Source organism: Xanthomonas graminis pv. graminis (assembly GCF_030168915.1).
Lineage (GTDB): Bacteria > Pseudomonadota > Gammaproteobacteria > Xanthomonadales > Xanthomonadaceae > Xanthomonas_A > Xanthomonas_A translucens.
The window spans coordinates 2,087,704-2,112,783 of record NZ_CP076255.1; the positions used below are offsets into that span (position 1 = coordinate 2,087,704).

Sequence of the window (25,080 nt, forward strand, 5' to 3'; positions counted from 1 at the left end):
GCCATGCGACGGGGCCTGCTGGCCCCGTTCTTTTTTGCTTCGCGGGCGATTGCATTGCCATGCAAGAACGCGCAGAGAGATCGGCGGCATTGCGCCGACCAAGCGCCCGCGGCGAACCTACGCCGTTCCCGCGGCTGCACGCATCCGAAGCGAGAACGGCCGCTGACCGCCGCCGGATGTGGTCGTGCCGATGCTTGTGGAGCGGCGTCGGGACGCGGCGGCGTCGCCGCGAAGTTTGCGCAGTCGTCGAGCGGCCCGGTGTTGCGGTGCAGCAACGTGGGTCTGGCGCTTCTGCCGCGGACGCGGACGACGAACGCCCGGCCATGCATCGGATCGGTGTTCGCGGTATTCCATCGCTATAGCGCAATCCGATATCCATAGCGGGGCCAGGCATACCTCGCGGCATGGTTGACAGCATCGGGGCGATTAATGAAGCGTAGGCGCCTAGCGCGCGTCTCGGGGGGGAGCGCGGCCGCCGTGTGTCGCGCGTTTGCCGTTCCTGGGAGGGAAGACCTTGCAAAAACAGTCCGCTGGCGTGTCTGCGCCGATTCGCAATGCGCTGGCCACCGCGGCCGTGCTGGGCCTGTTGGCGCTGGCCGCGGCCGGCCCCGGCCAATCGGCTCCGGCTACCGCCGCCGCTGCCGCCGCCGCGCCGCCGGCGATCCATCCGCAGCTGTGGCCGTCGCCGGTCTGGCCGCTGGCCGCCGATGCGGCGCTGGAGGCGCGCATTTCCAAGCTGATGGCGCAGATGACGGTGGAGCAGAAGGTCGGGCAGATCGTGCAGGGCGATATCGCCAGCATGACCCCGGACGACGTGCGCAAGTACCACATCGGCTCGGTGCTGGCCGGCGGTAATTCCGATCCCGGCGGCAAGTACGACGCCAGCCCGGGGGAATGGCTGAAGCTGGCCGACGCCTACTACGCCGCGTCGATGGACAAGGGCAACGGCGGCCTGGCGATCCCGATCATCTTCGGCATCGATGCGGTGCACGGGCAGAGCAACATCGTCGGCGCCACGCTGTTCCCGCACAACATCGGCCTGGGCGCCACGCGCGACCCGGAGCTGATGCGCAAGATCGGCGCGGTCACCGCCGCCGAGACCCGCACCACCGGCATGGAGTGGACCTTCGCGCCGACCGTGGCGGTGCCGCAGGACGATCGCTGGGGCCGCACCTACGAGGGCTATTCCGAATCGCCCGAGGTGGTCGCCAGTTTCGCCGGCAAGGTGGTCGAAGGCCTGCAGGGCGTGCCCGGGCAGCCCGGCTTCCTCGACGGTTCGCACGTGATCGCCTCGGTCAAGCATTTCCTCGGCGACGGCGGCACCACCGACGGCAAGGACCAGGGCGATACCCGGGTCAGCGAGCAGCAGCTGCGCGACATCCACGGCGCCGGCTATCCGCCGGCGATCGCCGCCGGCGCGCAGACGGTGATGGCCTCGTTCAACAGCTTCAACGGCGTGAAGATGCACGGCAACACGCCGATGCTGACCGAGGTGCTGAAGGGGCAGATGCATTTCGGCGGCTTCGTGGTCGGCGACTGGAACGGCCATGGCCAGGTGCCGGGGTGCCGCAACGACGACTGCCCGGCCGCGTTCAATGCCGGCGTGGACATGCTGATGGCGCCGGACAGCTGGAAGGGCTATTACGAGAGCGCCTTGAAGGCAGTCAAGTCGGGCGAGATCCCGATGACGCGGCTGGATGATGCGGTGCGGCGGATCCTGCGGGTGAAGCTGCGGCTGGGCCTGTTCGAGGCCGGCAAGCCGTCGCAGCGCCCGCTCGGCGGCAAGTTCGAACTGCTTGGCGCGCCCGAGCACCGCGCGGTGGCGCGGCAGGCGGTGCGCGAGTCGCTGGTGCTGCTGAAGAACCAGAAGCAGCTGTTGCCGCTGAAGCCGCAGAGCAAGGTGCTGGTCGCCGGCGACGGCGCCAACGACATGGGCAAGCAGTCCGGCGGCTGGACGCTGAACTGGCAGGGTACCGGCACCAAGCGCGCCGATTACCCGAACGGCAACACGATCTGGGAAGGCCTGCAGGCGCAGGTCACGGCCGCCGGCGGCAGCGCCGAGCTGGCGATCGACGGCAAGTACCAGACCAAGCCGGACGTGGCGGTGGTGGTGTTCGGCGAGAACCCGTACGCCGAATTCCAGGGCGATATCGCCACGCTGCTGTACAAGCCCGGCGACGACAGCGACCTGCAACTGATCAAGAAGCTCAAGGCCGAGGGCATTCCGGTGGTGGCGGTGTTCCTGAGCGGGCGCCCGCTGTGGGTGAACCGCGAGATCAATGCCGCCGATGCGTTCGTCGCCGCGTGGCTGCCGGGGTCGGAAGGCGGCGGCATCGCCGACGTGCTGCTGCGCAAGCCCGATGGCGGCATCCAGTACGATTTCCACGGCAAGCTCAGCTTCTCCTGGCCGCGCACCGCCACCCAGTACGCCAACAACGTCGGGCAGAAGAACTACAACCCGCAGTTCGCATTCGGCTATGGCCTGCGCTCTGCCGACAAGGGCGATCTGATCCGGCTGTCGGAAGTCTCCGGCGTGTCAGGTGCGCAGGCGGTGGGCGGGGTGTACTTCGAGCGCGGCAAGCCGGCGGCGGGCATCACCATGATCCTGCAAGGCGCCAGCCAGGCCAATCTGCCGGCAGTGACGACGCCGGTGGCGCTGGCCGATGGGTCGCTCAGGATGACCTCGGTCGATCACAAGGCGCAGGAAGATGCGCGCCGTCTGGAATGGTCGGGCAAGGGCAAGGCGGGGATGGCGCTGGTGCTGCCCAGGCCGCTGGACGTGTCGCGCGAGAGCAACGGCGACGTGCAGCTGATCCTGACCCTGAAGGTGGACGCTGCGCCGAGCGGCGATACCCGCATCGGCGTGACCTGCGGTAATGGCTGTAAGCCGGCGCAGGTCGATCTGGGCAAGGCTTTGGCGGCGCTGCCCAAGGGCGAATGGCGCACGCTGGGGGTGCCGTTGAAGTGTTTCAGCGTCGCCGGCGCCGACGTGTCCAGGCTGGAACGGCTGCCGGTGATCGAGAGCGACGGCACGCTGGACCTGGCGCTGTCGCGGATCGCGCTGGGCGCCAGCAACGACGCGCAGAGCGTGGTCGATTGCCCGGTGCGCTGATGCGCGCCTGAGCACAGTGCAGTGGTGCCGTCGCCGGATGGCGTCGCCTGCGACCAAGACGGACGCAAGCGGCGCAGGGCGGGATGCCGGGACAGCGGCGAAGGCGGATAGCGCCAGTCGCGGCGCACACCGCTCGCGGTCGCGCTCGGCCATGCAAAGACAAGGCCCGTCCTGTGCGGATGGGCGCATCGATAACAGGCGAAAGGGCCTCGGCCCGTGGGAGAAATGCAGTGGGTCTGGCGACATTGGATAGTGTGATCGTAGTGGTCTACCTGACGGGCATCTTCGTGCTAGCGCAGTGGGTATCGCGGGAAAAGGCCGGGCACAGCAAGAGCGCCGAGGACTACTTCCTGGCCGGCAAGACCCTGCCGTGGTGGGCGATCGGCGCGTCGCTGATCGCGGCCAACATCTCCGCCGAGCAGATCATCGGCATGGCCGGTTCCGGCTATGCGATCGGCCTGGCGATCGCGTCCTACGAATGGATGGCGGCGCTGACCCTGCTGATCGTCGGCAAGTTCTTCCTGCCGATCTTCCTGCGCAACGGCATTTACACCATGCCGCAGTTCCTGGAGCAGCGCTACGGCAAGTGGATCCGCACGTTGATGGCCGTGTTCTGGCTGCTGCTGTACGTGTTCGTCAACCTGACCTCGATCCTGTGGCTGGGTTCGATCGCGGTGAGCCAGGTCACCGGCATGGACCAGACGCTGGCGCTCGCCCTGATCGGCGTGTTCGCGCTGGTCTACCAGTTGTACGGCGGGCTCAAGGCGGTGGCGCTGACCGACATCGTGCAGGTCACCCTGCTGGTGCTGGGCGGATTGCTGGTGGCCGGGCTGACCCTGTCGCGCATCGGCGACGGCGCCGGCGTGCTGGCCGGGTTCAAGCAACTGTGGAACGCGCACCCCGCGCACTTCCACATGATCCTGTCCAAGGACAACCCGTTCTACAAGGATCTGCCGGGCCTGAGCGTGCTGCTGGGCGGGCTGTGGGTGATGAACATCAGCTACTGGGGTTTCAACCAGTACATCATCCAGCGTGCGCTGGCCGCCAAGAACCTCGGCGAGGCGCAGAAGGGCATGGTGTTCGCCGCGTTCCTGAAGCTGCTGATGCCGTTGGTGATCGTGGTGCCGGGCATCGCCGCGGTGGTGCTGGCGCCGGACCTGGCCAAGCCCGACCAGGCTTACCCGACCATGATGCAGCTGCTGCCCAGCGGCATCCTGGGCCTGGTGTTCGCCGCGCTGGTGGCCGCGATCGTGGCCTCGCTGGCGTCGAAGATCAATTCGGTGGCGACGATCTTCACCCTGGATTTCTACGCCAAGTTCCGCCCGCAGACCGAACAGAAGCACCTGGTGCGGGTGGGCCGCATCGCCGCGGTGACGTCGGTGCTGGTCGGCATCCTCACTGCGCGGCCGCTGCTCGGCAACTTCGACCAGGGCTTCCAGTTCATCCAGGAATTCACTGGCTTCTTCACCCCCGGCGTGGTGGTGATCTTCATGCTCGGCCTGTTCTGGAAGCGCGCCAACGAGGCCGGTGCGCTGACCGCGGCGATCGGCTCGGTGGCGCTGTCGTTCGCGCTCAAGTTCGCCTGGCCGGAACTGCCGTTCATGGACCGCATCGGCGTGGTGTTCGTGGCGGCGCTGGTGCTGGCGGTGGTTGTGTCGCTGCTGACCCCGGCCACGCAGGCGCGCGACCTGATCCGCACCGACGACGTCGGCTATGCCACCACGCTCGGCTTCAAGATCGGGGCGGTGGGCGTGCTCGCGATCCTGATCGCGCTGTACGCGGTGTTCTGGTGAGCGCGACCTGAGCGTCGCCGCAGCGGCTGCGCGTTCGCGGCCGCTGCGGGTTCGCCCGCGCGCTCAGGCGTGGGCGCGCCAGGGCGTGGCCAGCCAGGCGTCCAGCGCGGCCGCCGGCATCGGCCGTGCGATCCAGTAGCCCTGGCCCTCGTCGCAGCCCCATTCGCGCAGCATGCCGTAGATCTGCTCGCTCTCGATGCCTTCGGCCACCACCTGCTGGCCGAAGTCGTGGCCGAGCCGGATCATCGACGGCACGATCATGCAGTCCTTGCGGCTGTCCGGCAGCGAGCGGATGAACGACTGGTCGATCTTCAGCGCGTTGGCGGGGATGCGCTTGAGGTAGCTGAGGTTGCTGTAGCCGCTGCCGAAATCGTCGATGGCGATCTTCACCCCCATCGCGCTGATCTCCTGCAGCTGTTCGGCCACGCGCTGCGGATGCCGGATCATCGCGCTTTCGGTGAACTCGATCTCGATGCGGCCCGGTTCCAGCGCATGTTGCGCCAGCAGTTCGCGCAGCGTGGCGATGAAATCGGCCCGTTCCAGATCCACCGCCGACACGTTCAGCGAGACGCTGAAGCGATGCCCTTGCCGTTGCCACAGCGCGGCCTGGGCGATGCCGGCCTGCAGCACCCAGGTGGTGACCCGGCTCATCAGCGCGGTCTTTTCCGCAAGCGGGATGAAGTCGTTGGGCGCGACATTGCCGAGCAGCGGATGCTGCCAGCGCAGCAGCGCCTCCACGCCGACGCACTCGCCGCTGCGCAGGCTGACCCGCGGCTGGTAATGCAGGCTCAACTGCTCGCGTGCGTCCAGCGCCTCCGGCAACGCGGCCAGGATGCGGAACGCGTTGCGCTGGCTGGCGTCGTGGCTGCGCTCGTACAGGCTCCACGGCAGGCCGCGCTGGCGCGCCATGTCCACCGCGGTGGTCAGCGAGCGCAGCGTATGGTTGGCGCTCAGCGCACCGTCCAGGCGCACTGCGCCGAGCGACGCGGTTGCGGCGTGCGGAATGCCCTGGTGCTCGATCGCCTGGGCGAAGGCGCTGCACACGCGCTCGCAGCGCTGTGCCAGCTGCGCGGGGTCGTCGCCCTGCACGACGAAGGCGAAACTGGTGGTATCGATGCGGTAGGTCGGCAGCCCTTCCAGGGCGTGCAGCAGGCGGTCGCGGGTGGCCAGCAGGTAGCCCTCGGCGTATTCCCAGCCCAATGCCTTGACCATGTTGCGGAAGTACTCGGTGCCGCAGACGTCGATCGCCACGGCGGTGTCGTGCTGGTCGGTGCTCTGCAGCGACAGCCACATGGTCAGGTCTTCGTTGAAGCGGCTGCGGTTGGGCATGCCGGTCAGGGCATCGACGTAGCCGGTCTTGCTCAGGGTCTCGATCCGCAACAGCAGCAGATCGCGCAATTGCTGCAGGGTCTGCCGCGATGGCGCATCGAACTCGTTGCGCGGCTCGGTGTCGATCACGCACAGCGTGCCCAGGCCGGTGCCGTCGGCCAGCAGCAACGGCGCGCCGGCGTAGAAGCGGATGAACGGCGGCCCGGTGACCAGCGGGTTGTCGCGAAAGCGCGGATCCTGCCGCGCGTCGGCCACGACCAGCAGCTCGTTGCTATGGATCGCATGCGCGCAGAAGGCCTGGCTGCGCGGCGTCTGCGGCGCGTCCAGGCCGACCTTGGATTTGAACCACTGGCGCTGCTCGTCGATCAGCGAGACCACCGCGATCGGGGTGCGCAGGATGCGCGAGGCCAGTTGGGTGATCAGGTCGAAGGCGTGGTCGGGCGGGGTATCGAGCAGGCACAGCTGGCGCAGCTTGGCCAGCCTCTTCGATTCGTCGGGCGGCAGTGGGGGAGAGGATGGAGTCATGCCGGGTTAGCGGCGCGCGGGCGCACGACTTGAACCGTTGGCGGCCACATGCGCGCCTGGCCGACACCTTCCGGTCGGGAAAGTGAGGGCGATGTGGAGGCCGCCGAGGCAATCACGCTGCCGCACATGCCGCTCGCGCCTGCTCAGCGTGGCGGCTCGCGCTGCGGACTGGGGCGCTTGGCCAGCTTGCGCTGCAGCGAGCGGCGGTGCATGCCGAGCAGGCGCGCGGCGGCCGAGACGTTGCCGCCGGTCTCGTGCATGGCCTGCTGGATATGTTCCCACTGCAGGCGGCTCAGCGGGGTCATCGCATCCGGCAGGTCGATGCCATCGTCCTCGTCCGCAGGCTCCGCCTCCAGGCTCAGCGCGCGCAGGATCATCTGCACCGTGGCCGGCTTGGGCAGGTAGTCGTCGGCGCCGAGCTTGATCGCCTCCACCGCGGTGGCGATGCTGGCGTAGCCGGTGACCAGCAGGATGCGCATGTCGGCACGGATCGCGCGCAATGGCTGAATCAGCGCCAGGCCGGACTCGTCGCCGAGCTTGAGGTCGATCAGCGCGTAGTCCGGCGGCGTCGCTGTAGCCAGCGCCAGCGCCGTGGTGCCGCTGTCGGCGGTCAGCGTCTCCAGCCCGCGGCGGGCCAGGGTGCGTTGCAGGGTGCGCAGGTACAGCGGGTCGTCGTCGACCAGCAGGCCAAGCGGTGCGTCGATGCTCATGCAGGCGTCTCCAGGGCGAGCAGCGGCAGGCGGAAACCGACCCGCGTGCCGTGGTCGGGCGCGGGCTGGGTCCACAGTTCGCCGCCCAGGCGTTCGATGGTGGCGTGCGACAGCGCCAGGCCCACGCCCATGCTGTCGGGCTTGCCGCTGCGGAACAGGGTGGCCGGCAGCGCGACCTGGTTGGCGTCGAAGCCGCCGCCGTAGTCGCGGACCTCGCCGACCAGTTCGCTGCCGGTGACCCGCACGCTCAGGTCCACCTGCGGATGGCCGGCGCGTTCGCCGGCATCGGCGGCGTTGTTCAGCAGCACCTGCAGCAGGTGGCCGATCGCGCTCTCCATGCGCAGCTGCAGCGGCGCGTCGTCGTTGCGGCGCAGTTGCACGGTCGGGCGCACCAGTTGCCACTGGTGCAGCACGTGCGCCAGCGCCACCGTGCCGCCGCCGGGGCGCTGCGCCGGCGCGGCCAGCGCCAGCACCCGTTCGCGGCACTGCACCAGCAGTTCGCGCAGGGTTTCCAGGTCCTCGCGCAGTTCCGGCTGCGCGCTTTGTTCGACGATGTCGTCGGTGAGCAGGGTCATCGTCGCCAGCGGCGTGTTCAGCTCGTGCGCGACCGAGGCGGCATGGGTGGCCAGGGCGACGATGCCCTCGTTGCGGGTGAAGCGCTCGCGCAGCAGTGCCAGCTCGCGTTCGCGTTCGCGCAGCGACAGCGCCAGGCGGGTGGAGAACACCAGCACCACGACGGTGGACAGCAGGAAGTTGGCGGCCATGCCCCAGCGCTGCAGGTCCAGGGTCTGCTGCGGGCCGCGCGGCAGCGGCAGCCCGAACAGCGCGCTGACTGCGTAGCCGGCCACGCAGGCCAGCGCCACCGCCAGCGCCCAGCGCAGCGGCAGGGCCAGCGCCGCCAGCGCGATCAGCACCAGGAACAGCGAGCCGAAGGCGTTGCCGATGCCGCCGCTCCAGCCGACCATCCAGGTCAGTACGGTCACGTCGACCAGGATGTGGCCGAAGGCGGTGGCCGGCGCGGCGGTGTCGGCATGGCGCAGGCGCAGCTGCGCATACAGGTTGAACAGGGCCAATGCGGCCACGCCGGACCACAGCGGCAGCTGCGGCAAGGGCAGCCGCATCGCCCAGGTCGCGACCAGGATCGTCGCCGCCTGCCCGGCGGTGGCCAGCCAGCGCAGGCTGCACAGGGTGCGCAGGAACGAGGCATCGGTGGAAGTCATGGCCCGCATCGTATGCGCTGGCGCGCGTGGCTGTCTGCGACAAACCGTCGCAGCGCCCGGCGCGCCGCTGAACCCGGCAGCGCGATGGGCTGGGGCGCGGACGCCCGTACACGCTAAAATGCGCGCATGTACGACGCCGTCAGCCGACCCACCCCCCCCAGCGACGCCGCGCCCTGGGCGCGCCGTTCCACCCAGCCGGTCCGCGTCGGAGGCGTCGTCGTGGGCGGCGGCAAGCCGATCGTGGTGCAGTCGATGACCAACACCGACACCGCCGACGTGGCCTCCTCGGTCAAGCAGGTGGCCGAGTTGTGGCGCGCCGGCTCGGAACTGGTGCGGCTGACCGTCAACAACGCCGAATCGGCCGCGGCGATCCCGCGCATCGTCGACAAGCTGCGGATGATGGGCATCGAGGTGCCGCTGATCGGCGATTTCCACTACAACGGGCACCAGCTGCTGGCCGCCGAACCGGCCTGCGCGCAGATGCTGGCCAAGTACCGGATCAACCCCGGCAACGTCGGTTTCGGCAAGAAGAAGGACACCCAGTTCGCGCAGCTGATCGAGTTCGCGCTGAAGTACGACAAGCCGGTGCGCATCGGCGCCAACTGGGGCTCGTTGGACCAGGCCCTGGCGGCGCAGCTGATGGACGAGAATTCGCGCCGCGACACGCCGTGGGACGCCGGCCGGGTGCTGCGCGAGGCGCTGATCCGCTCGGCGCTGGATTCGGCCGAACGCGCGGTGGAACTGGGCCTGGGCCGCGACCGCATCGTGCTCAGCTGCAAGGTCAGCGGGGTGCAGGAACTGATCGCGGTGTACCGCGACCTGGCGCAGCGCTCGGATTTCGCGCTGCACCTGGGCCTGACCGAGGCCGGCATCGGCAGCAAGGGCATCGTCGCCTCCAGCGCGGCGTTGGCGGTGCTGATGCAGGAAGGCATCGGCGACACCATCCGCATTTCGCTGACCCCCGAGCCGGGGCAGTCGCGCACGCAGGAGGTGATCGTCGCCCAGGAACTGCTGCAGACCACCGGCCAGCGCGCCTTCACCCCGCTGGTCACCGCCTGCCCGGGCTGCGGCCGCACCACCTCCGAGTTCTTCCAGGAACTGGCCAAGGTGGTGCAGAACCACGTCCGCGCGAAGATGCCGGAGTGGAAGGTGAGCCATCCCGGCGCCGAGAACATGACCCTGGCGGTGATGGGCTGCGTGGTCAATGGGCCGGGCGAGTCGCGCCACGCCAACATCGGCATCTCGCTGCCGGGGACCGGCGAGGCGCCGTCGGCGCCGGTGTTCGTCGATGGCGAAAAGACCGTCACCCTGCGCGGCGAGAACATCGCCCACGAGTTCGTCGCGCTCATCGACCGGTACGTCGAAACCAAGTATGTCCGCCGCGCCGGGTGAAACCCCGGCCGAGCAAGCCGCCGGCTTGCGTCACTGGGTGCGCCGCAACGCCTGGCGCATCGGTCTGCTGTTCGCTGGCGTGCTGCTGCCGATGGGCGTGTTCGTGGCGCTGGCCGACGAGGTCCACGCACTGGAGAGCCTTTACTTCGACGAGCCGCTGCTGTGGAGCATGCGCGGCCTGGCCTCGCCGGGTTGGGACCGGTTCTTCACCGTCGTCACCGAGGCCGGCTACCAGTACGGGGTGATCCCGCTGGACACGCTGATCGTGCTGCTGTTGCTGGGCCTGCGGCGCTGGCGCGAGGCGATGTTCGCCGGCTTCTCGTTCGTCGGTTCGGCGCTGTTGAACATGAGCGCCAAGCAGTTCTTCCAGCGTGACCGGCCCAGCCTGTGGGAGTCGATCGCGCCGGAGCACACCTTCAGTTTTCCCAGCGGCCACGCGATGGGCTCGATGACCCTGGCCGCGGTGCTGATCGCGCTGGCCTGGCGCACCCGCTGGCGCTGGCCGGTGCTGCTGTTGGCAGGCACGTTCGCGCTGCTGGTCGGCGTGTCGCGGATCTACCTGGGCGTGCATTACCCCTCCGACATCCTCGGCGGCTGGTGCGCGGCGCTGGTGTGGGTGCTCGGGCTGTATTTGCTGCTGTTCCGCGGCGAACTGCGGCCGCGCTGGCGGTCTCGGCGCGCGCCGCCCGATTGCGGTGCGGAGTGAGCTTTCCGGTCTTTTTCCATCCGCGACATCTGGGCAATGCTGTGGTTGGCAACCGGTCCGCGGAGCCCTGGATGACTCTGCCTGCCTGCGTCCTCGCGGTCACAGCGCCATGCTTTCTATCTAAAGCATCGAGCGGCCTTTCCCTCGCAGACAAATGAAAAACGTCCAGTCAGTGCTGATTGCCTGCGCAAGCGCTCACTTTTGGAGCGGCTGACAAACCCCCAAAAGACGACGAAGACAGGTGGTCGCTCAGGCTACCACCCAGCGATGTCGCCTCAGCCGATCATTGCGCTCGATCGATGCCACACACCGGCGGCGTGCGAGTCGCGCAGACGCTGGCAGAAGGTCATGCCACTGCCATAGCCCAACTCCGGCGGCAAATCTTCCCCGGCGATGCTGGTGCGCGTGACGTAGAGGATGGCGTTGAGGGTTGCTGATCGCTGATGCGCGGCCGACCGCCCTTGGGCGCGAGGGCTTCACGTGCGGAATCAGCGGCTCAATGCGCTTCCACGGCGCAATCGGAATATCTTCGCGACGGGCAATGCCGGCATTTTGCCATTATGTTCGGCAGTGCAAGATGATTTTTTTGGCCGCTCCAAGCTGGGATCGCTTCCTGCGAAGTTTTTTTCGTTTTTCCCGAATCAGAGTGCGTTGGTCGAATGCGTTTTTGAAAGTAACGCCGGCGCGCTTCGTGCGCTGCGCCGGTGATTCGCGCTGTCATCCCGATCGTTCGTCCATGGCTGTCAAAATGTTGCCCAACGGGGCAAGTTGACACATAAAACATGTCGAAATTCTCACTTTGAAGTATCTCAATGATGTCTGATCAAACTCATCACGATTCCATGGGCACGGCGTTTTTTTCCAGCCTCGGCGTACGCCTCGGGTTAACCGATGCGTTGGTGCAGCGGCTGCGCGAAGGCGAGACCGTCCTCGGACCTGCAGGCATGCTGTGCCGCGTGCATACGCGGGTGCAGGACGACGCTGTGGCAGGTTTTCCGGAAGTGATCCTGCCGTTGGCCGCACGCGAATTGGGTGGAGACGAGGTGGTGACACTGCTGGCGCTACAGGAGCAACTGCTGACCGAATACGGTTGGCGGTTGACGATGTCCAATCTCGGCTTGCTCTGTATCTGCCCGTTGTTGCTCGCGCAGACGCCTGAAGACGTGGCAGCCACCCTTGAGCGCGGACAGTTCATCGCGCGTGTCGTCTTGGATGCGCTGGTCACACAGGCCGGCAGCGCTAAGGAAGCGACCGTATGAAGCTCACACGCCAGAACAGCGCTCCAGCGTCTATCCCGAGTGCGTCATCCGGGCATGCCAACGCAGCGCATGACAGCGATGGTTTTGTGCCGGCAACGCAGCCGTCGCGCCCCGCGCCACTCGAAGGCCTATCTTCACCAAGCGCGCGGTCGCGCGCGCAAAGACGAACGCCAACCTGCCTGGGGGCGAAGCATCCTCCACCGAGACGAGACAGCAGCACCTAGAAGCCGGAGAGTCTTCCCGCACTTCATCTCAGCGCGCGGACAGCAGCTATCGCGCTGGACAGCCGCGAGGCAGCCAGCAGATGGTCACCGCATCGGCTACGTCGGGTTCTTTGGCAGAGCGTCGTTCGGCTACTACCGACCGACTGAAGGCGCAGCTGCGTGCCGATCTGAAGAAGCGCCCGTTTGCCGAGCCTTCGAACGAGCAGGAGGAATTGCAGGCGCGCTACTTGCAATGGGCCGATGCCCGTCTCCAGGAACGTGCCGATGCGTTCGGACCGGACGCCGCCTACGAAGTTGCCGGGGATATGCAGGCCTTGGGCAAAAAAGCATCGCTGCCCATTGCCTACGAATGTCTCAGATCATTTCTCGTTGGCGCACTGCGCACGCCACTCGGAATTTCGGCGGCCGCCGCTTATCAGAGCAGTCGCGCTCCCGTATCCGAGCCGGTGAGTACGGCGATGCTTGCCGGGGTGATATCGGGGATGGGATCGTATACCTGCGATACGCTGTTGCTCCCCTCGATGGACCGGCGTGCCCGGGTCGCCAACCTGCCGCGTTTCCAGGCGGTCGACCCTAAAATCCTGGTGCCAGACCCGCCTCCGGTCCTGTTGGAAATAGCTTCGGACGAAAGCAAACGCTTCATGCGTCCCGGTGAGAACGGCACGCCGACGCGCGCTGAACTCACGGCACAGGCTTACGACCTCCGTGCGGCGATATCCCAGCGCCAATCCACACTTGACGATACGGCGCTGGACACGATGCTGTTTAGGCCATCGATCAGCGGCGTCCTTAACGCCGCCAGGCGCACCTCAGGCGATCCTGCAACCCGTACGGCCGCTGCCGAGGTCGGTTTGAGCGCGCTCGCCATTGGCGGCGCAGGCGCTTTGCACAAAGCGCTGCTGGACGCCGCCAAGGTCATGGGGCGCACTGGTCAGGTGACGGTTCCCGATCTGTTTGGTGGGCATCAGCGCTTGAATCTGTTCGCCCTGGCATTGCCGGACAAGACACGTCCTCCGGCCACGTGGTCCGACGCCGTGCATTTCCCCGATTATGTTCTGCAGACCGGTAAGGAAGCGATGGCGCTGGCCGGTCAGGCCTTCAGCACGGCCAATGCGGCAACGACGGCACTACGCGACGTGCTGGGACGTCATATGGTCGGCAACGTGCTGTCCAATATTGCCTCGCTCGGGGCCACCAGATTGATCGCGTCCACCCTGCGCGGCGGGTATGGCGGTGGCAGCCTGCCGGGAGAGGCTGACAATTCGCCAGCATGGATGTTGCAGCAAGGAACGCAGATGTTCTTCAACGACCTGGTCTGGAATGCGTTCAAAGCCAAGAACGGTACCAACGCGACCCAGGCCACACGACTGGACCAAGAGCGTGCCATTGCGGTAGCCGAGCAGGACAGAACGATTTCGTGCACGCCGCAGGATATCGCCAAGATTCTGGACACGACTATCGCGTTGCTTTCGCCGCCAGTGGAGGCCGATGTTGCGCGCTCGATGGAAGAAGGCGCTGGCGTGCCGGTGCCGCTCAGCCCTGGCGCTGGCCCATTACGCGACGATTTGCAGCAGCTAAAAGACCAAAAAAGCACGCCGTCGGTCTTGCTTGCGGCTGTCGAAAATGCACTTGATCGGTTGGCCATGTTGCAAGAGGCCAGTGACGGTGGGCGTCTGCTTGACCCTGCGTTGACCGCTGAGTTGATCGCACAGTTGCAGACGGTTAAAACTGCCTATGGTGACAAGGAACAGCTGCGGCAGTGGCAACACGGTAGGTCCTGAGCATGCAGCTGGACGCTTGCAGGTGGTTGAAGGGTGGCCGCTTGCGGGTCGCAGCCCGGCTGCACGCAGGCTTCTCGCGCTAGCGGCGACACCACCGCGCTTGGCATCCGGCACACACCGAAAAGATGGGCGGCGACTGTGGACAGCCGCTCGAGCGTCGCGGTGAACGAGGATGTCGAGTGTCGCGGCTGCGGCCAGGTTGCGACACGGGCTGGTCGCGGCCGCGACGCCCACGCGCTGGCGCATGCGGGGCGGTGTAGACGCGGGAACCTCGATGGCGCAGGCGGGCGGTGCCGGCCGCAGCAACAGGCGAGCGCAACGCTGCCAGGCAAGCGCAGGCGCCGTATCGGCGCTGATGGAATCGATCGTGCGCCCATGGATGGTGTTTGCGCAGACGTGGCGGCACCCTCATTCGCCTGGTTTTGCGCCTTCCAGCGGCGCGTGCGTGGCGGCGCGCTTGGCCAGCACCGATTCGCGATGGGCGATGTAGACGTTGGCGGCGATGATGATGCTGGCGCCGAGCAGGGTATGCGGGGCGATCGTCTCGGCGAACAGCCACCAGCCCAGCAGCGCCACGAACGGCAGTTGCACGAAGCTGATCGGGGTCAGCGCCGAGACTTCGCCGATGCGCAGTGCGCGCGTCCACAGCAGTTGTCCCAGGGTGCCGAACAGGCCGGTGGCGAGCAGCCACAGCCAGTCGATCCCGTGCGGCCAGGTCCAGGCGAACAGGGCGGGCAGCAGCGACATCGGTACCCAGAACGCATAGGTGTAGAACACCACGGTGTTGGCCGCATCCACCCGCGCCAGCTGCTTGATCTGGATCGCCACCAGCGCGCCCATCACCGCTGCCAGCAGTGCGACCAGGGTGCCGGCGCTGAACGTGGCCGCGCCGGGGCGCAGGATGATGAGCACGCCGACGAAGCCGCACAGCACCGCCATCCAGCGCCGCAGCCGCACGTTCTCGCCCAACCACAATGCCGCGGCCAGGGTCACGAACAACGGCGTGGAGTAGGACAGCGCGATCGCCTGCGACAGCGGCAGGTGGCCGATCGCCCAGAACCCGGCCAGCATCGACACCAGGCCGATCGCGGTGCGCAGCAGGTAGCGCGGCAGCTGCGCGGTGCGCGGCAACGGCTGGCCCGGGCGCAGCAGCATCGGCAGCAGGAACAGCAGGCCGAACAGGTTGCGGAAGAAGGCGATCTCCACCGTGGCCAGGTGCGCGGAGGCCAGCCGGATCGCCACCACCATCAATCCGAACGACAGCGTGCTGGCCAGCATCAGCGCGGCCGCGCGCAACGAGACGGTTTGGTTCACCAGTGCGCGCCGACGATGCGCGGTTCCGGCTCCAGGAGTACGCCGAAGCGCTCCAGCACCGAGGCGGAGATGCGCCGCGCCAGCGCCAGCAGCTCGGTGCCGCTGGCCTGGCCGTGATTGACCAGCACCAGCGCGTGCGCCGCGGACACGCCGGCGTCGCCGTCGCGGTGGCCTTTCCAGCCGCAGGCCTCGATCAGCCATGCCGCCGACAGCTTGCGCTGGTCCTCGCCGTCGCCGGGGAACACCGGCAGCGCCGGGTAGGCGTGCTGCAGCGCCTGCGCCTGTTCGGCCGGCAGCAGCGGATTCTTGAAGAAACTGCCGGCGTTGCCGAGCACCTCCGGGTCGGGCAGCTTGCGGCGGCGGATGTTGATCACCGCCTGCGCCACGTCGGGCGCGCCGGGCATGGCGATGCCGAGCGCCTCCAGTTCCTCGCCGATGCCGGCGTAGTCCAGGCGCAACGCATGCAGCCGCGGCAGGTTGAATTCCACCGCGGCGATCAGATAGCGGTCGGGCTGGCGCTTGAACAGGCTGTCGCGGTAGCCGAATTCGCAGGCGGCCGCATCCAGCCGCACGAAGCGCGCATCGGCGCGGTCGTAGGCCTCGACCACGTGCACGAACTCGCCGACCTGCGCGCCATAGGCACCGATGTTCTGGATCGGCGCGGCGCCGACCGTGCCCGGGATCAGCGCCAGGTTCTCCAGGCCCGACAGGCCCTGCGCCAGCGACCACATCACCAGTTCGTGCCAGCCCACCCCGGCGCCGGCGCGCACGATGGCGTAGTCGGCGCGGTGTTCGAGGGTGTCGATGCTGCGGTTGGCGAAGGCCAGCACCACGCCGGGCGCGTCGCCGGCGAACAGCAGGTTGCTGCCGCTGCCCAGCGGCAGCAGCGCCGCGCCGGCCAGCTGCGGCGCCAGCAGCGCCTCGGGCAGCGCCTCGGGGGCGAAGATCTGCAGCAGCCACGGCGCCTGCGCGGCGACATGGAAGGTGTTCAGCGCCTGCAGCGGGGCATTGGCGGTCAGCGACCAGGCGTTGCTCATAGCGCGGCGACCGCGCCGCGGCTGGGCGCTTCGCGGCGCCGGCGCATCGCCTCGACGCATTCGCCGATCAGCGCCGGGCCGCGGAACACCAGCCCGCTGTAGCACTGCACCAAGGCCGCGCCGGCGGCCATCTTCGCCACCGCATCGGCACCGGACAGGATGCCGCCGACCCCGATCAACGGGATCGCCTCGGGCAGGCGCGCGCGCAGCCGGCGCAGCACCAGCGTGGACTGCTCCAGCAGCGGCGCGCCGGACAGGCCGCCGGCCTCGGCGCCCGGCGCGCTGCGCTCCAGGCCGGGGCGGGCGACGGTGGTGTTGGTGGCGATGACGCCGTCCACCTGCAGGTCCGACAGCACCCGCGCCGCCGCATCGATGTCGCTGTCGCTCAGGTCCGGCGCGACCTTGACCAGCATCGGTACACGCTTGCCATGGCGCGCGGCCAGCGCTTCCTGCGCCTCGCGCAGCTGCGACACCAGCTGCCGCAGCGCCTGTTCCTCCTGCAGCTCGCGCAGGCCGGCGGTGTTCGGCGAGGAGATGTTGACGGTCACGTAGTCGGCCAGCGGGTAGACCTTTTCCAGGCAATGCAGATAGTCCGATGCGGCGTTCTCGTTCGGGGTGTCCTTGTTCTTGCCGATGTTGATGCCGAGCAGGCCGTGGCGGCGGCGCGCGCGTTCGACGTTGCGCACCAGCGCGTCCACGCCGAGGTTGTTGAAGCCCATGCGGTTGATCACCGCCTGCTCGCGCGGCAGCCGGAACATGCGCGGCTTCGGATTGCCCGTCTGCGGGCGCGGGGTGATGGTGCCGATCTCGACGAAGCCGAAGCCCAGCGCCAGCAGCGCGTCGATGTGCTCGCCGTTCTTGTCCAGGCCTGCGGCCAGCCCGACCGGGTTGGGAAACTCCAGGCCGAACGTGCGCGTGGGCATCGGCGCGATCGCCCTGGCCAGCAGCGGGTTGGTGCCGGTGCGGTAGGCCATCTCGATCGCGCGCAGGCCCAGCGCGTGGGCGCGCTCGGCGTCGAAGGCGAACAGGAACGGGCGGGCGAGGGAATACATGGGCACAGCTCAGTTCAACGTGCCGGCGAAGGCACGGGTACGGTAGTGGACATCGACCAGGCCATCGACCTGATGGCGATCGAACAGCGCGCGCAGCGCGGCCAGCATCGCCTCATGGCGCGGATGCCCGGCCAGCGGCGCATACGAGGAGGACAGCAGGCGCCCGCGCAGGCCGTCGTAGTCCAGCTGCTGCACGTTCGGGAACTGCGCGGTGCCGCGCAGCCCGGCGCCGAACCAGCGCTGCATCGTCGCATCGTCGTGGTAGCGCTCGGCTACCGCGCTGTAGTCGGTGCCGTAGTCGCGCAGCAATTGCTCGTAGTCCTGCAGGAACGGCGTGCCGTCGAGCAGGCGCGAGTTCCAGTACACCAGCGCCAGCGCGCCGGGACGCAGCACCCGCGCCCATTCGCGGCGTACCGCGTCCAGATCGAACCAGTGGAAGGCCTGCGCGGCGCTGATCAGATCGACGCTGGCGGCGGGCAGGGTGGTGGCCTCGGCGCTGCCGTCGATCGCGGCGAAGCCGGGGACGTCGCGCAGCGAGCTCTCAGCGGCGGCGCGCATCGCCGCGTTCGGCTCCACCGCCAGCACCGGATGCCCGGCCAGCAGGAACATGCGGGTGGAAATGCCGGTGCCGGCGCCGATGTCGGCGACCTGCGCGTCGCGTGCCACGCCCAGCTCGCCGTGCACCCAGTCCAGCAGCGCCGGCGGATAGTCGGGACGGTAGCGGACGTAGTCGGCGACGCGGTCGCTGAAGCGTTCGCGCGGGGCGGAGGCGCTCATCGGCTCAGGACCGGGTGCTGGCGAACCAGGCCAGCCCGCCGAAGAACAGCACGAACGCCAGCACCGACAGGATCGCGACGACCACCGCGGTCCAGCCCAGGATCAGCCCGCCGACCGCCAGCCCGTCGCCCTGGAAGCGCTGCGGCTGGCGGCGGATCTCGGCGCGTGCCAGGTGTCCGGTGATGATCGCACCGAGGCTGCCCAGCACCGGCATCAGGGTCCAGCCGAGGATGCCGGCGACCAGGCTGACCACGGCGAGGGAATTGGTTTCGCGGACGTTGCTCATCGGCCGGACTCCTGGAGGCAAGGGGGGGGATCGTGCGGCAGGGCGCCGCTCGCATTGTGTCAAAGATCGAACTTGATGCCCTGCGCCAGCGGCAGCGAGTCGGAGTAGTTGATCGTGTTGGTCTGCCGGCGCATGTACACCTTCCACGCGTCCGAGCCGGATTCGCGGCCGCCGCCGGTGTCCTTCTCGCCGCCGAACGCGCCGCCGATCTCCGCACCCGAAGTGCCGATGTTGACGTTGGCGATGCCGCAGTCGCTGCCGGCCGCCGACAGGAACTTTTCCGCGGCCTTCAGGTTCTGGGTGAAGATCGACGAGGACAGGCCCTGCGGCACGCCGTTCTGCATGTCGATGGCCTCGTCCAGTGTGTCGTACTTCATCACGTACAGGATCGGCGCGAAGGTCTCGTGCTGCACCACCTCGTCGCCGTTGTGCAAGCCGGTGACGATCGCCGGCAGCACGAAGTTGCCGGGACGGTCCAGCGCGGTGCCGCCGGTCTCGACGGTACCGCCGGCGGCCTTGGCCTTGGCGATCGAGGCCAGGAACTGCTCGACCGCGCCGCGGCTGTTCAGCGGCCCCATCAGGTTGGCCGGGTCGGTGGGATCGCCGATCTTGCCTTCGACCTGCTTGTAGGCCTTGAGCAGCGTCGCCAGCACGGTGTCGTAGATGGAGGCGTGCACGATCAGCCGGCGCGTGGTGGTGCAGCGCTGGCCGGCGGTGCCGACCGCGCCGAACACGATGCCGGGGATAGCCAGCTTCAGGTCGGCGCTCTCGTCGAGGATGATCGCGTTGTTGCCGCCCAGCTCCAGCAGGCAGCGGCCCAGACGCCGCGCGCACTTCTCGGCGACGTTGCGCCCGACCTGGGTCGAGCCGGTGAAGCTGATCAGCGCGATGCGCTTGTCCTCGACCAGCGTTTCGGCCAGTTCGGTGCCGGCGTCGTTGATCAGGAAGAAGATGTCCGGGAAGCCGGCGTCGCGCAGCGCGGCGTTGCAGATCTTCATCGACGCGATCGCGGTCAGCGGGGTCTTGTTGGACGGCTTCCACAGGCAGATATCGCCGCAGATTGCGGCCAGGAAGGCATTCCACGCCCACACCGCGACCGGGAAGTTGAACGCGCTGATGATGCCGACCAGGCCCAGCGGCTGGTACTGCTCGTACATGCGGTGGCCGGGACGCTCCGAGTGCAGCGTGTAGCCGTACAGCATGCGGCTCTGGCCGACCGCGAAATCGGCGATGTCGATCATCTCCTGCACTTCGCCGTCGCCTTCGGGCTTGCTCTTGCCCATTTCCAGCGCGACCAGCGACCCCAGCGCGTCCTTGTGCTTGCGCAGCGCATCGCCGCACAGCCGCACCGCCTCGCCGCGGCGCGGCGCCGGCGTGCTGCGCCACACCTTGAACGCGGCCTGCGCGCGGGCCACCACGGTTTCGTAATCCTGCATGGTGGTCGCCTGCACCTCGGCGATCACCGCGTTGCTGGACGGGTTCAGCGGCTGCAGCACGCCGGCGCCGGTGGCCGTGGACCACTCGCCGTTGCCGAGGTAGGTGCCGGAATTGGACGCGGTCAGGCCGAGCGCCTTGAGCAGGTCAGCGGACATGGAATCTCCTGGAAAATCGTTGCGACAGGGAAGGCGACCGCAGGCGGGGGACGCGGGGCGCGGTTAGCCGCCGACTTTAGCAGACCGGGCGGGTCCGGCCGCAGCCGCCGCGCGCTACGCCGGGCTTGGCAAGCGCGGCGATCGTGCGACAATGCGCCGGCCAAGGCCCCGTAGCTCAGCTGGATAGAGCGGTCCCCTCCTAAGGGACAGGTCGTGCGTTCGAATCGCGCCGGGGTCACCACCGCAGTGGCAGTCGCGCAGCCTGCGCGGTCGCTGCCGACGCTCGCTGCGCGCGCCATCGGCAGCAGCGCCGTCGATGCAGGTGAGATGCCGCGACTGCGGATAACGCGATCTACACCCTATGCCGACGCGATCTGAGCGCCGTCTTGCGTAACCTATGCCGGTCCGCCAATGCAGCAACGCCGTCGTTGCCGCGCTTGCCGCTGCCGGCCCGGATCGCGTACGCGACCTGCGCGGCGGCATTGCAGATGCGGGCTCGTTCCTCCGGTCGCCCGAGCGCGGCCGCACCCACTCGGCACCGTACGAATGCCAAAGCAGGAGTCACCCACATGCGCAAGCACATGAGCAAGACGTTGAAAGTCGCGTTGATCGGTTCGGTCCTGGCCGCCCTGGTCGCCTGCCATCGCGATGGCGACCAGCCCACGCATGAGCAGAGCGCAGCGCCGCCACCGGCCGCCGATGGCAGCACGGCCCCGGCCGCCGGTCAGGACGCAGCCACGCCCCCGGCAGCAGGCACCACCGGCGATGCGGCGATGGGCAGCGACGCAACCCAAGGCGCACAGCCCGCCACGCCGCCGGCCACCGATCCGCAGCAACCCACCACCGATCCGCAGCAGCAGCCGACCACCGACAAACCGCAGCACTGACCGCTAGGCCGCGCACGCAGCAGCGGAATCTGCGTGCGTCCGCGGCGCATGCGCCAGGCCACTGGCCATGCGCTCGCGGCGCCACCGGCGGCAGCGCCCGATGGCGCGCGATCCCGGATGCCGCGCCGATAGTAACTTTTGCAACCGATCGACCCGGCCGCGGTGCATTCGCGGCCAGGTCGCGTGCGGCGCTTGACAGCACCCCGGCGCATGATGTCCCCTTGCCGCCATGCACCACGCCTTCGCCCTCGCCAGCTGTGTCGTTTCGCCCGCGCTGCGGCGCACGGCGGCGCTTTGCGCGGGCATTAACATCGGTATTACCATCCACACCATTCGCCCGGTGCGGCCCGTCGTTTTCGCGTAACTTTCGAAACCCACGGCCCCGCACCCGGATCAGGATGCGGGGGAACCCGTCGGCCTGATGCGAGCGGGGCCTCTACTCCGAGGTCTCCCATGCCGTCCCCCGCTGTCGCTTCCGTACCCTCCGCAGATCTCGCGCTCGCCGCGCGCACCGTCGTCCACAAGTTCGGCGGCACGTCGGTGGCCGACGCCGACTGTTATCGCCATGTCGCGCAGCTGCTGCTGGCGCGCCCGGAAACCCTGCAGATCACCGTGGTCTCGGCGATGAAGGGTGTCACCGATGCGCTGATCGGGCTGGCCGAACTGGCCGCCAGCGAGAACGGCGACTGGCGCGAGCGCTGGCACGAGACCCGCGCCCGGCACCGCGCCGCGGCGGTATCGCTGCTCGGCGAGCATGCCGGCGCCACGGTGGAATGGCTGGATGCGCGCTTCGCGCACCTGGCCGAGATCCTCGGCGCGCTGGCGGTGATCGGCGAGTTGCCGCGCGAGGTGCTGGACAGGGTGCAGGGCCTGGGCGAGGTGTATTCGGCGCAACTGCTCGGCGAGCACCTGCGCGCGCTGGGCGAGGAGTGCGCGGTGCTGGACGCGCGCGAGGTGCTGGTGGTGGACCGCGGCGAACTGGGCGTGGACGTGGACTGGGAGGCCAGTGCGGCGCGCCTGGCTGACTGGCGCGCGCAGCACCCGCAGCAGCGCATCGTGGTCACCGGCTTCGTCGCCCGCGACCGCGCCGGGCGCATCACTACGCTCGGCCGCAACGGCAGCGACTACTCCGGCGCGATCTTCGCCGCCCTGTTCGATGCCGACGAACTGCATATCTGGACCGACGTGGACGGCGTGCTCTCGGCCGACCCGCGGGTGGTGCCCGAAGCGGTGCAGCTGGAGACGCTGAGCTACGACGAGGCCTGCGAACTGGCCTATTTCGGCGCCAAGGTGGTGCATCCGCAGACCATGTCGCCGGCGATCGAGCGCGGCCTGCCGATCATCATCCGCAACACCTTCCAGCCCGAACACCCGGGCACCCGCATCACCGCCAGCAGCGCCACCAGTGGGCCGATCAAGGGCCTGACCCTGAGTCCGGACCTGGCGGTGCTGAACCTGGAAGGCACCGGCCTGATCGGCGTGCCCGGCACCGCCGAGCGCGTGTTCGCCGCGCTGCGCAACGCGCGGGTGTCGGTGGTGATGATCTCGCAGGGCTCCTCGGAGCATTCGATCTGCTGCGTGGTGCGGCAGAACCAATGCGAACGCGCGCGCGACGCGCTGCTGTCGGCGTTCGCGCACGAACTGGTGCTCGGCCAGGTGCAGCGCGTGCAACTGACCACGGGCATCAGCGTGCTGGCCGCGGTCGGCGACGGCATGGCCGGGCAGCCGGGCGTGGCCGCGCGCCTGTTTGAATCGCTGGGCCGCGCCCAGGTCAACATCCTGGCGATCGCGCAGGGTTCCTCGGAGCGCAATATTTCGGTGGCGATCGACAGCGCGCATGCGACCAAGGCGCTGCGCGCGGCGCATGCCGGATTCTGGCTGTCGCCGCAGACCTTCTCGGTCGGAGTGATCGGCCCGGGCAACGTCGGCAAGACGCTGCTCGACCAACTGCGCGCCGCCCAGCCGCAGCTGCTGGCCAAGGCCAACCTCGACCTGCGCCTGCGCGCGATCGCCTCGCGCAGCGCGATGTGCCTGGAAACCCGCGCGATCACCGGCGACTGGCGGCAGGCCTTCGCCAGCGGCCAGCAGCCCACCGACCTGGATGCGTTCACCGCGCACCTGCTGTCGGCGCACCTGCCGCATGCGGTCATCATCGATTGCAGCGGCAGCGCCGACGTTGCCGACCGCTACGCCGGCTGGCTCGCCGCCGGCATCCACGTTGTCACCCCGAACAAGCAGGCCGGGGCCGGACCGCTGGCGCGTTTCCACGCGATCCGCGCCGCCGCCGCGAGCAGCGGCGCGCGCTTCCGCTACGAAGCCACGGTCGGCGCCGGCCTGCCGGTGATCACCACGCTGCGCGACCTGGTCGATACCGGCGACGTGGTCACCGCGATCGAGGGCATCTTCTCCGGCACCCTGGCCTGGCTGTTCAACAAGTACGACGGCAGCGTGCCGTTCTCGCAGCTGGTCACCGATGCGCGCGGCATGGGCTATACCGAGCCGGATCCGCGCGACGACCTGTCCGGCACCGACGTGGCGCGCAAGCTGGTGATCCTGGCGCGCGAGGCCGGGCGCGAGCTGAGCCTGGAGGACGTGACGGTGGAGAGTCTGGTGCCGGAAGCGCTGCGCCAGGCCAGCGTGGAGGATTTCATGGCGGGCCTGCACGAAGTGGACGCGGCGTTCGCGCAGCGCCTGCAGGCGGCCAGGGCGCGCGGCTGCGTGCTGCGCTACGTGGCGCAGCTGACCCCGGAGCGCGCGCCCAGCGTCGGCCTGGTGGAATTGCCGGCCGAGCATGCCTTCGCCAACCTGCGCCTGACCGACAACGTGGTGCAGTTCACCACCCGCCGCTATTGCGACAATCCGCTGGTGGTGCAAGGCCCCGGCGCCGGTCCGGAAGTCACTGCCGCCGGCGTGTTCGCCGACCTGCTGCGGGTGGCGGCGGGCGAGGGTGCGCGGCTGTGAGCCAGGCGCACACGTCGTTGGCGCCGCACGCCGCTGCCCGCGCCGCGCCGCGCGAGGCACGCGCCTTCGCGCCGGCCTCGGTGGCCAACGTGGCGGTGGGCTTCGACTTGCTCGGCTATGCGGTGGAAGGCGTCGGCGACACTGTGACCGTGCGTCGTATCGACGCGCCGCAGGTGCGCATCGCCGCGATCCGCGGCACCACCGTGGCGCTGCCGCTGGAGGCGGCGCGCAACACCGCCGGGGCGGCGCTGATCGCCCTGCGCGAGGCGCTGGCGCTGCCGTTCGGCTTCGAGATCGAGATCGACAAGGGCATCCCGCTCAGTTCGGGCATGGGCGGGTCGGCGGCCTCGTGCGTGGCCGCGTTGGTGGCGGCCAATGCGCTGCTGGACGCGCCGTTGTCGCGCGAGCAGCTCTACCTGCATTCACTGGAAGGCGAGGCGGTGGCCAGCGGCAGCCGCCACGGCGACAACCTGGGTCCGATGTTCCTGGGCGGGCTGGTGCTGTCCACGCTGCAGCGGATGGTGCCGGTGCCGGTGCCGGCGGCCTGGCACAGCCTGCTGGTGCATCCGGACGCGGTGCTGGAGACGCGCCGCGCGCGCGAGGCGCTGGCTGGCGACTACCGGCTCGGCGAGTTCGTGGCGCAGAGTTCCAATCTGGCGCTGGTGCTGGCGGGCTGCCATGCCGGCGACGAAGCACTGGTGCGCGCGGGTTTGCGCGATGTGTTGATCGAGCCGCGGCGTGCGCCGCTGATCGTCGGCTTCGATGCGGCCAAGCAAGCCGCGCTGGCGGCGGGCGCGATGGGCGCGAGCATTTCCGGCGCCGGTCCCAGCCTGTTCGCCTGGTTCCCGACGCGTGCGGCGGCAGAAGCGGCGGCGCCGGCAGTGCAGGTGGCGTTCGCGGCGGCCGGTTTCGCCAGCCAGCGCTGGGTGTCTTCGCTGAACTGCCAGGGCGCCAGGCTGCTGTAGACCGGGCCCGCGCCGGCGTTCCGCCGTACCGCTGCGTGGGCGTTCCGCGGCAACGCCCTGCCATGCCTCCCCGATCGGGTGGCGCTGCCAGCGCCCAGCGTCGGCAGTGCTCACACATGGCCATAGGTACGGCGAATCGGCCAGGGCGGCAAGCGCTG

19 protein-coding genes, 1 tRNA gene and 1 pseudogene are annotated in these 25,080 nt (G+C 68.8%); 11 read left to right on the plus strand and 10 right to left on the minus strand.

Features of this window, described 5'->3' with window-relative positions; all coding sequences use genetic code 11:
- The first annotated feature begins 514 nt into the window (after window positions 1-514).
- Together KHF85_RS09155 and KHF85_RS09160 are read left to right on the plus strand one after the other, a co-directional pair.
- The gene (locus tag KHF85_RS09155; protein WP_284569319.1) at window positions 515-3,112 is read left to right on the plus strand and encodes a glycoside hydrolase family 3 protein; all 2,598 of its coding nucleotides are present in this window, start codon (window positions 515-517) and stop codon (window positions 3,110-3,112) included.
- Window positions 3,113-3,342: 230 nt separating this feature from the next.
- On the plus strand, window positions 3,343-4,905 hold the full coding sequence (locus KHF85_RS09160) for a sodium/sugar symporter (RefSeq protein WP_284569320.1): 1,563 nt from the start codon (window positions 3,343-3,345) through the stop codon (window positions 4,903-4,905).
- A 63-nt stretch (window positions 4,906-4,968) separates the two neighbouring features.
- Here the strand turns inward: KHF85_RS09160 and KHF85_RS09165 are convergent, their stop codons facing one another.
- The 3 genes from KHF85_RS09165 to KHF85_RS09175 all read right to left on the minus strand — a co-directional run bounded on the left by KHF85_RS09165 (window position 4,969) and on the right by KHF85_RS09175 (window position 8,689).
- On the minus strand, window positions 4,969-6,759 hold the full coding sequence (locus tag KHF85_RS09165; RefSeq protein WP_284569321.1) for a sensor domain-containing phosphodiesterase: 1,791 nt from the start codon (window positions 6,757-6,759) through the stop codon (window positions 4,969-4,971).
- A gap of 143 nt (window positions 6,760-6,902) precedes the next feature.
- A complete protein-coding gene (locus KHF85_RS09170) occupies window positions 6,903-7,469 on the minus strand; it encodes a response regulator transcription factor (RefSeq protein WP_284569322.1) in 567 nt (188 codons plus the stop codon).
- The gene (locus KHF85_RS09175; RefSeq protein WP_284569323.1) at window positions 7,466-8,689 is read right to left on the minus strand and encodes an ATP-binding protein; all 1,224 of its coding nucleotides are present in this window, start codon (window positions 8,687-8,689) and stop codon (window positions 7,466-7,468) included. The genes KHF85_RS09170 and KHF85_RS09175 overlap by 4 nt, the downstream gene beginning before the upstream one ends.
- Window positions 8,690-8,815: 126 nt before the next feature.
- On the opposite strand from KHF85_RS09175, the gene ispG reads away from it, so the two are divergent.
- Both ispG and KHF85_RS09185 read left to right on the plus strand, forming a co-directional pair.
- Window positions 8,816-10,081 carry a flavodoxin-dependent (E)-4-hydroxy-3-methylbut-2-enyl-diphosphate synthase gene (gene ispG, locus KHF85_RS09180; protein WP_284569324.1) on the plus strand — a complete coding sequence of 422 codons (1,266 nt, stop codon included), beginning with the start codon at window positions 8,816-8,818 and terminating at the stop codon, window positions 10,079-10,081.
- Window positions 10,062-10,787 (plus strand): phosphatase PAP2 family protein, encoded by a 726-nt coding sequence (locus KHF85_RS09185; RefSeq protein WP_284569325.1) that lies wholly within the window; start codon window positions 10,062-10,064, stop codon window positions 10,785-10,787. Before ispG ends, KHF85_RS09185 begins: the two co-directional genes overlap by 20 nt.
- Window positions 10,788-11,083: 296 nt before the next feature.
- Here KHF85_RS09185 and KHF85_RS09190 read toward each other — a convergent pair.
- Window positions 11,084-11,330, minus strand: a pseudogene (locus tag KHF85_RS09190) (transposase); the annotation flags it as partial.
- Window positions 11,331-11,599: 269 nt separating this feature from the next.
- Here KHF85_RS09190 and hap3 point away from each other — a divergent pair.
- Window positions 11,600-12,046: an Hpa3 family type III secretion system protein gene (hap3, locus tag KHF85_RS09195; protein ID WP_284569326.1), complete on the plus strand. Its 447-nt coding sequence runs from the start codon at window positions 11,600-11,602 to the stop codon at window positions 12,044-12,046.
- A gap of 175 nt (window positions 12,047-12,221) precedes the next feature.
- Entirely contained in the window at window positions 12,222-14,051 is a 1,830-nt protein-coding gene (gene xopF1 / locus KHF85_RS09200) for a type III secretion system effector XopF1 (RefSeq protein WP_284569512.1), read from the plus strand.
- Between the two features lie 408 nt (window positions 14,052-14,459).
- On the opposite strand, the gene KHF85_RS09205 is transcribed toward xopF1, so the two are convergent.
- The 6 genes from KHF85_RS09205 to amaB are packed head-to-tail and all read right to left on the minus strand — an operon-like array spanning window position 14,460 to window position 20,109.
- Complete coding sequence (locus KHF85_RS09205) at window positions 14,460-15,329, minus strand: DMT family transporter (RefSeq protein ID WP_284569513.1); 870 nt, start codon at window positions 15,327-15,329, stop codon at window positions 14,460-14,462.
- Between the two features lie 32 nt (window positions 15,330-15,361).
- Window positions 15,362-16,402, minus strand: coding sequence for a UDP-N-acetylmuramate dehydrogenase (murB, locus tag KHF85_RS09210; protein WP_284569327.1), 1,041 nt, complete (start codon window positions 16,400-16,402; stop codon window positions 15,362-15,364).
- Entirely contained in the window at window positions 16,399-17,454 is a 1,056-nt protein-coding gene (locus KHF85_RS09215; RefSeq protein WP_284569328.1) for a quinone-dependent dihydroorotate dehydrogenase, read from the minus strand. The genes murB and KHF85_RS09215 overlap by 4 nt, the downstream gene beginning before the upstream one ends.
- 9 nt (window positions 17,455-17,463) lie before the next feature.
- Window positions 17,464-18,231 (minus strand): class I SAM-dependent methyltransferase, encoded by a 768-nt coding sequence (locus KHF85_RS09220; protein WP_284569329.1) that lies wholly within the window; start codon window positions 18,229-18,231, stop codon window positions 17,464-17,466.
- 4 nt (window positions 18,232-18,235) lie between these two features.
- Window positions 18,236-18,517 carry a DUF4190 domain-containing protein gene (locus tag KHF85_RS09225; protein WP_064542040.1) on the minus strand — a complete coding sequence of 94 codons (282 nt, stop codon included), beginning with the start codon at window positions 18,515-18,517 and terminating at the stop codon, window positions 18,236-18,238.
- A 59-nt stretch (window positions 18,518-18,576) separates the two neighbouring features.
- Entirely contained in the window at window positions 18,577-20,109 is a 1,533-nt protein-coding gene (amaB, locus tag KHF85_RS09230; protein ID WP_284569330.1) for an L-piperidine-6-carboxylate dehydrogenase, read from the minus strand.
- 164 nt (window positions 20,110-20,273) lie between these two features.
- On the opposite strand from amaB, the gene KHF85_RS09235 reads away from it, so the two are divergent.
- From KHF85_RS09235 to KHF85_RS09255, 5 genes are all read left to right on the plus strand, one after another.
- Window positions 20,274-20,350, plus strand: a tRNA-Arg gene (locus tag KHF85_RS09235).
- A gap of 328 nt (window positions 20,351-20,678) precedes the next feature.
- On the plus strand, window positions 20,679-20,996 hold the full coding sequence (locus tag KHF85_RS09240; protein WP_284569331.1) for a hypothetical protein: 318 nt from the start codon (window positions 20,679-20,681) through the stop codon (window positions 20,994-20,996).
- 229 nt (window positions 20,997-21,225) lie between these two features.
- The gene (locus KHF85_RS09245; protein ID WP_284569332.1) at window positions 21,226-21,360 is read left to right on the plus strand and encodes a hypothetical protein; all 135 of its coding nucleotides are present in this window, start codon (window positions 21,226-21,228) and stop codon (window positions 21,358-21,360) included.
- An 89-nt stretch (window positions 21,361-21,449) separates the two neighbouring features.
- Complete coding sequence (gene thrA, locus KHF85_RS09250) at window positions 21,450-23,957, plus strand: bifunctional aspartate kinase/homoserine dehydrogenase I (protein WP_284569333.1); 2,508 nt, start codon at window positions 21,450-21,452, stop codon at window positions 23,955-23,957.
- On the plus strand, window positions 23,954-24,922 hold the full coding sequence (locus KHF85_RS09255; protein WP_284569334.1) for a homoserine kinase: 969 nt from the start codon (window positions 23,954-23,956) through the stop codon (window positions 24,920-24,922). Before thrA ends, KHF85_RS09255 begins: the two co-directional genes overlap by 4 nt.
- The last annotated feature ends 158 nt before the right edge of the window (window positions 24,923-25,080 follow it).

Coding starts and splice junctions, on each gene's coding strand:
- KHF85_RS09165 (WP_284569321.1), bottom strand. CDS start 6,759: ATGACTCCATCCTCTCCCCCACTGCCGCCCGACGAATCGAAGAGGCTG.
- KHF85_RS09170 (WP_284569322.1), bottom strand. CDS start 7,469: ATGAGCATCGACGCACCGCTTGGCCTGCTGGTCGACGACGACCCGCTG.
- KHF85_RS09175 (WP_284569323.1), bottom strand. CDS start 8,689: ATGACTTCCACCGATGCCTCGTTCCTGCGCACCCTGTGCAGCCTGCGC.
- ispG (WP_284569324.1), top strand. CDS start 8,816: ATGTACGACGCCGTCAGCCGACCCACCCCCCCCAGCGACGCCGCGCCC.
- KHF85_RS09185 (WP_284569325.1), top strand. CDS start 10,062: ATGTCCGCCGCGCCGGGTGAAACCCCGGCCGAGCAAGCCGCCGGCTTG.
- hap3 (WP_284569326.1), top strand. CDS start 11,600: ATGATGTCTGATCAAACTCATCACGATTCCATGGGCACGGCGTTTTTT.
- KHF85_RS09205 (WP_284569513.1), bottom strand. CDS start 15,329: ATGCTGGCCAGCACGCTGTCGTTCGGATTGATGGTGGTGGCGATCCGG.
- murB (WP_284569327.1), bottom strand. CDS start 16,402: ATGAGCAACGCCTGGTCGCTGACCGCCAATGCCCCGCTGCAGGCGCTG.
- KHF85_RS09215 (WP_284569328.1), bottom strand. CDS start 17,454: ATGTATTCCCTCGCCCGCCCGTTCCTGTTCGCCTTCGACGCCGAGCGC.
- KHF85_RS09220 (WP_284569329.1), bottom strand. CDS start 18,231: ATGAGCGCCTCCGCCCCGCGCGAACGCTTCAGCGACCGCGTCGCCGAC.
- KHF85_RS09225 (WP_064542040.1), bottom strand. CDS start 18,517: ATGAGCAACGTCCGCGAAACCAATTCCCTCGCCGTGGTCAGCCTGGTC.
- amaB (WP_284569330.1), bottom strand. CDS start 20,109: ATGTCCGCTGACCTGCTCAAGGCGCTCGGCCTGACCGCGTCCAATTCC.
- KHF85_RS09240 (WP_284569331.1), top strand. CDS start 20,679: ATGCGCAAGCACATGAGCAAGACGTTGAAAGTCGCGTTGATCGGTTCG.
- KHF85_RS09245 (WP_284569332.1), top strand. CDS start 21,226: ATGCACCACGCCTTCGCCCTCGCCAGCTGTGTCGTTTCGCCCGCGCTG.
- thrA (WP_284569333.1), top strand. CDS start 21,450: ATGCCGTCCCCCGCTGTCGCTTCCGTACCCTCCGCAGATCTCGCGCTC.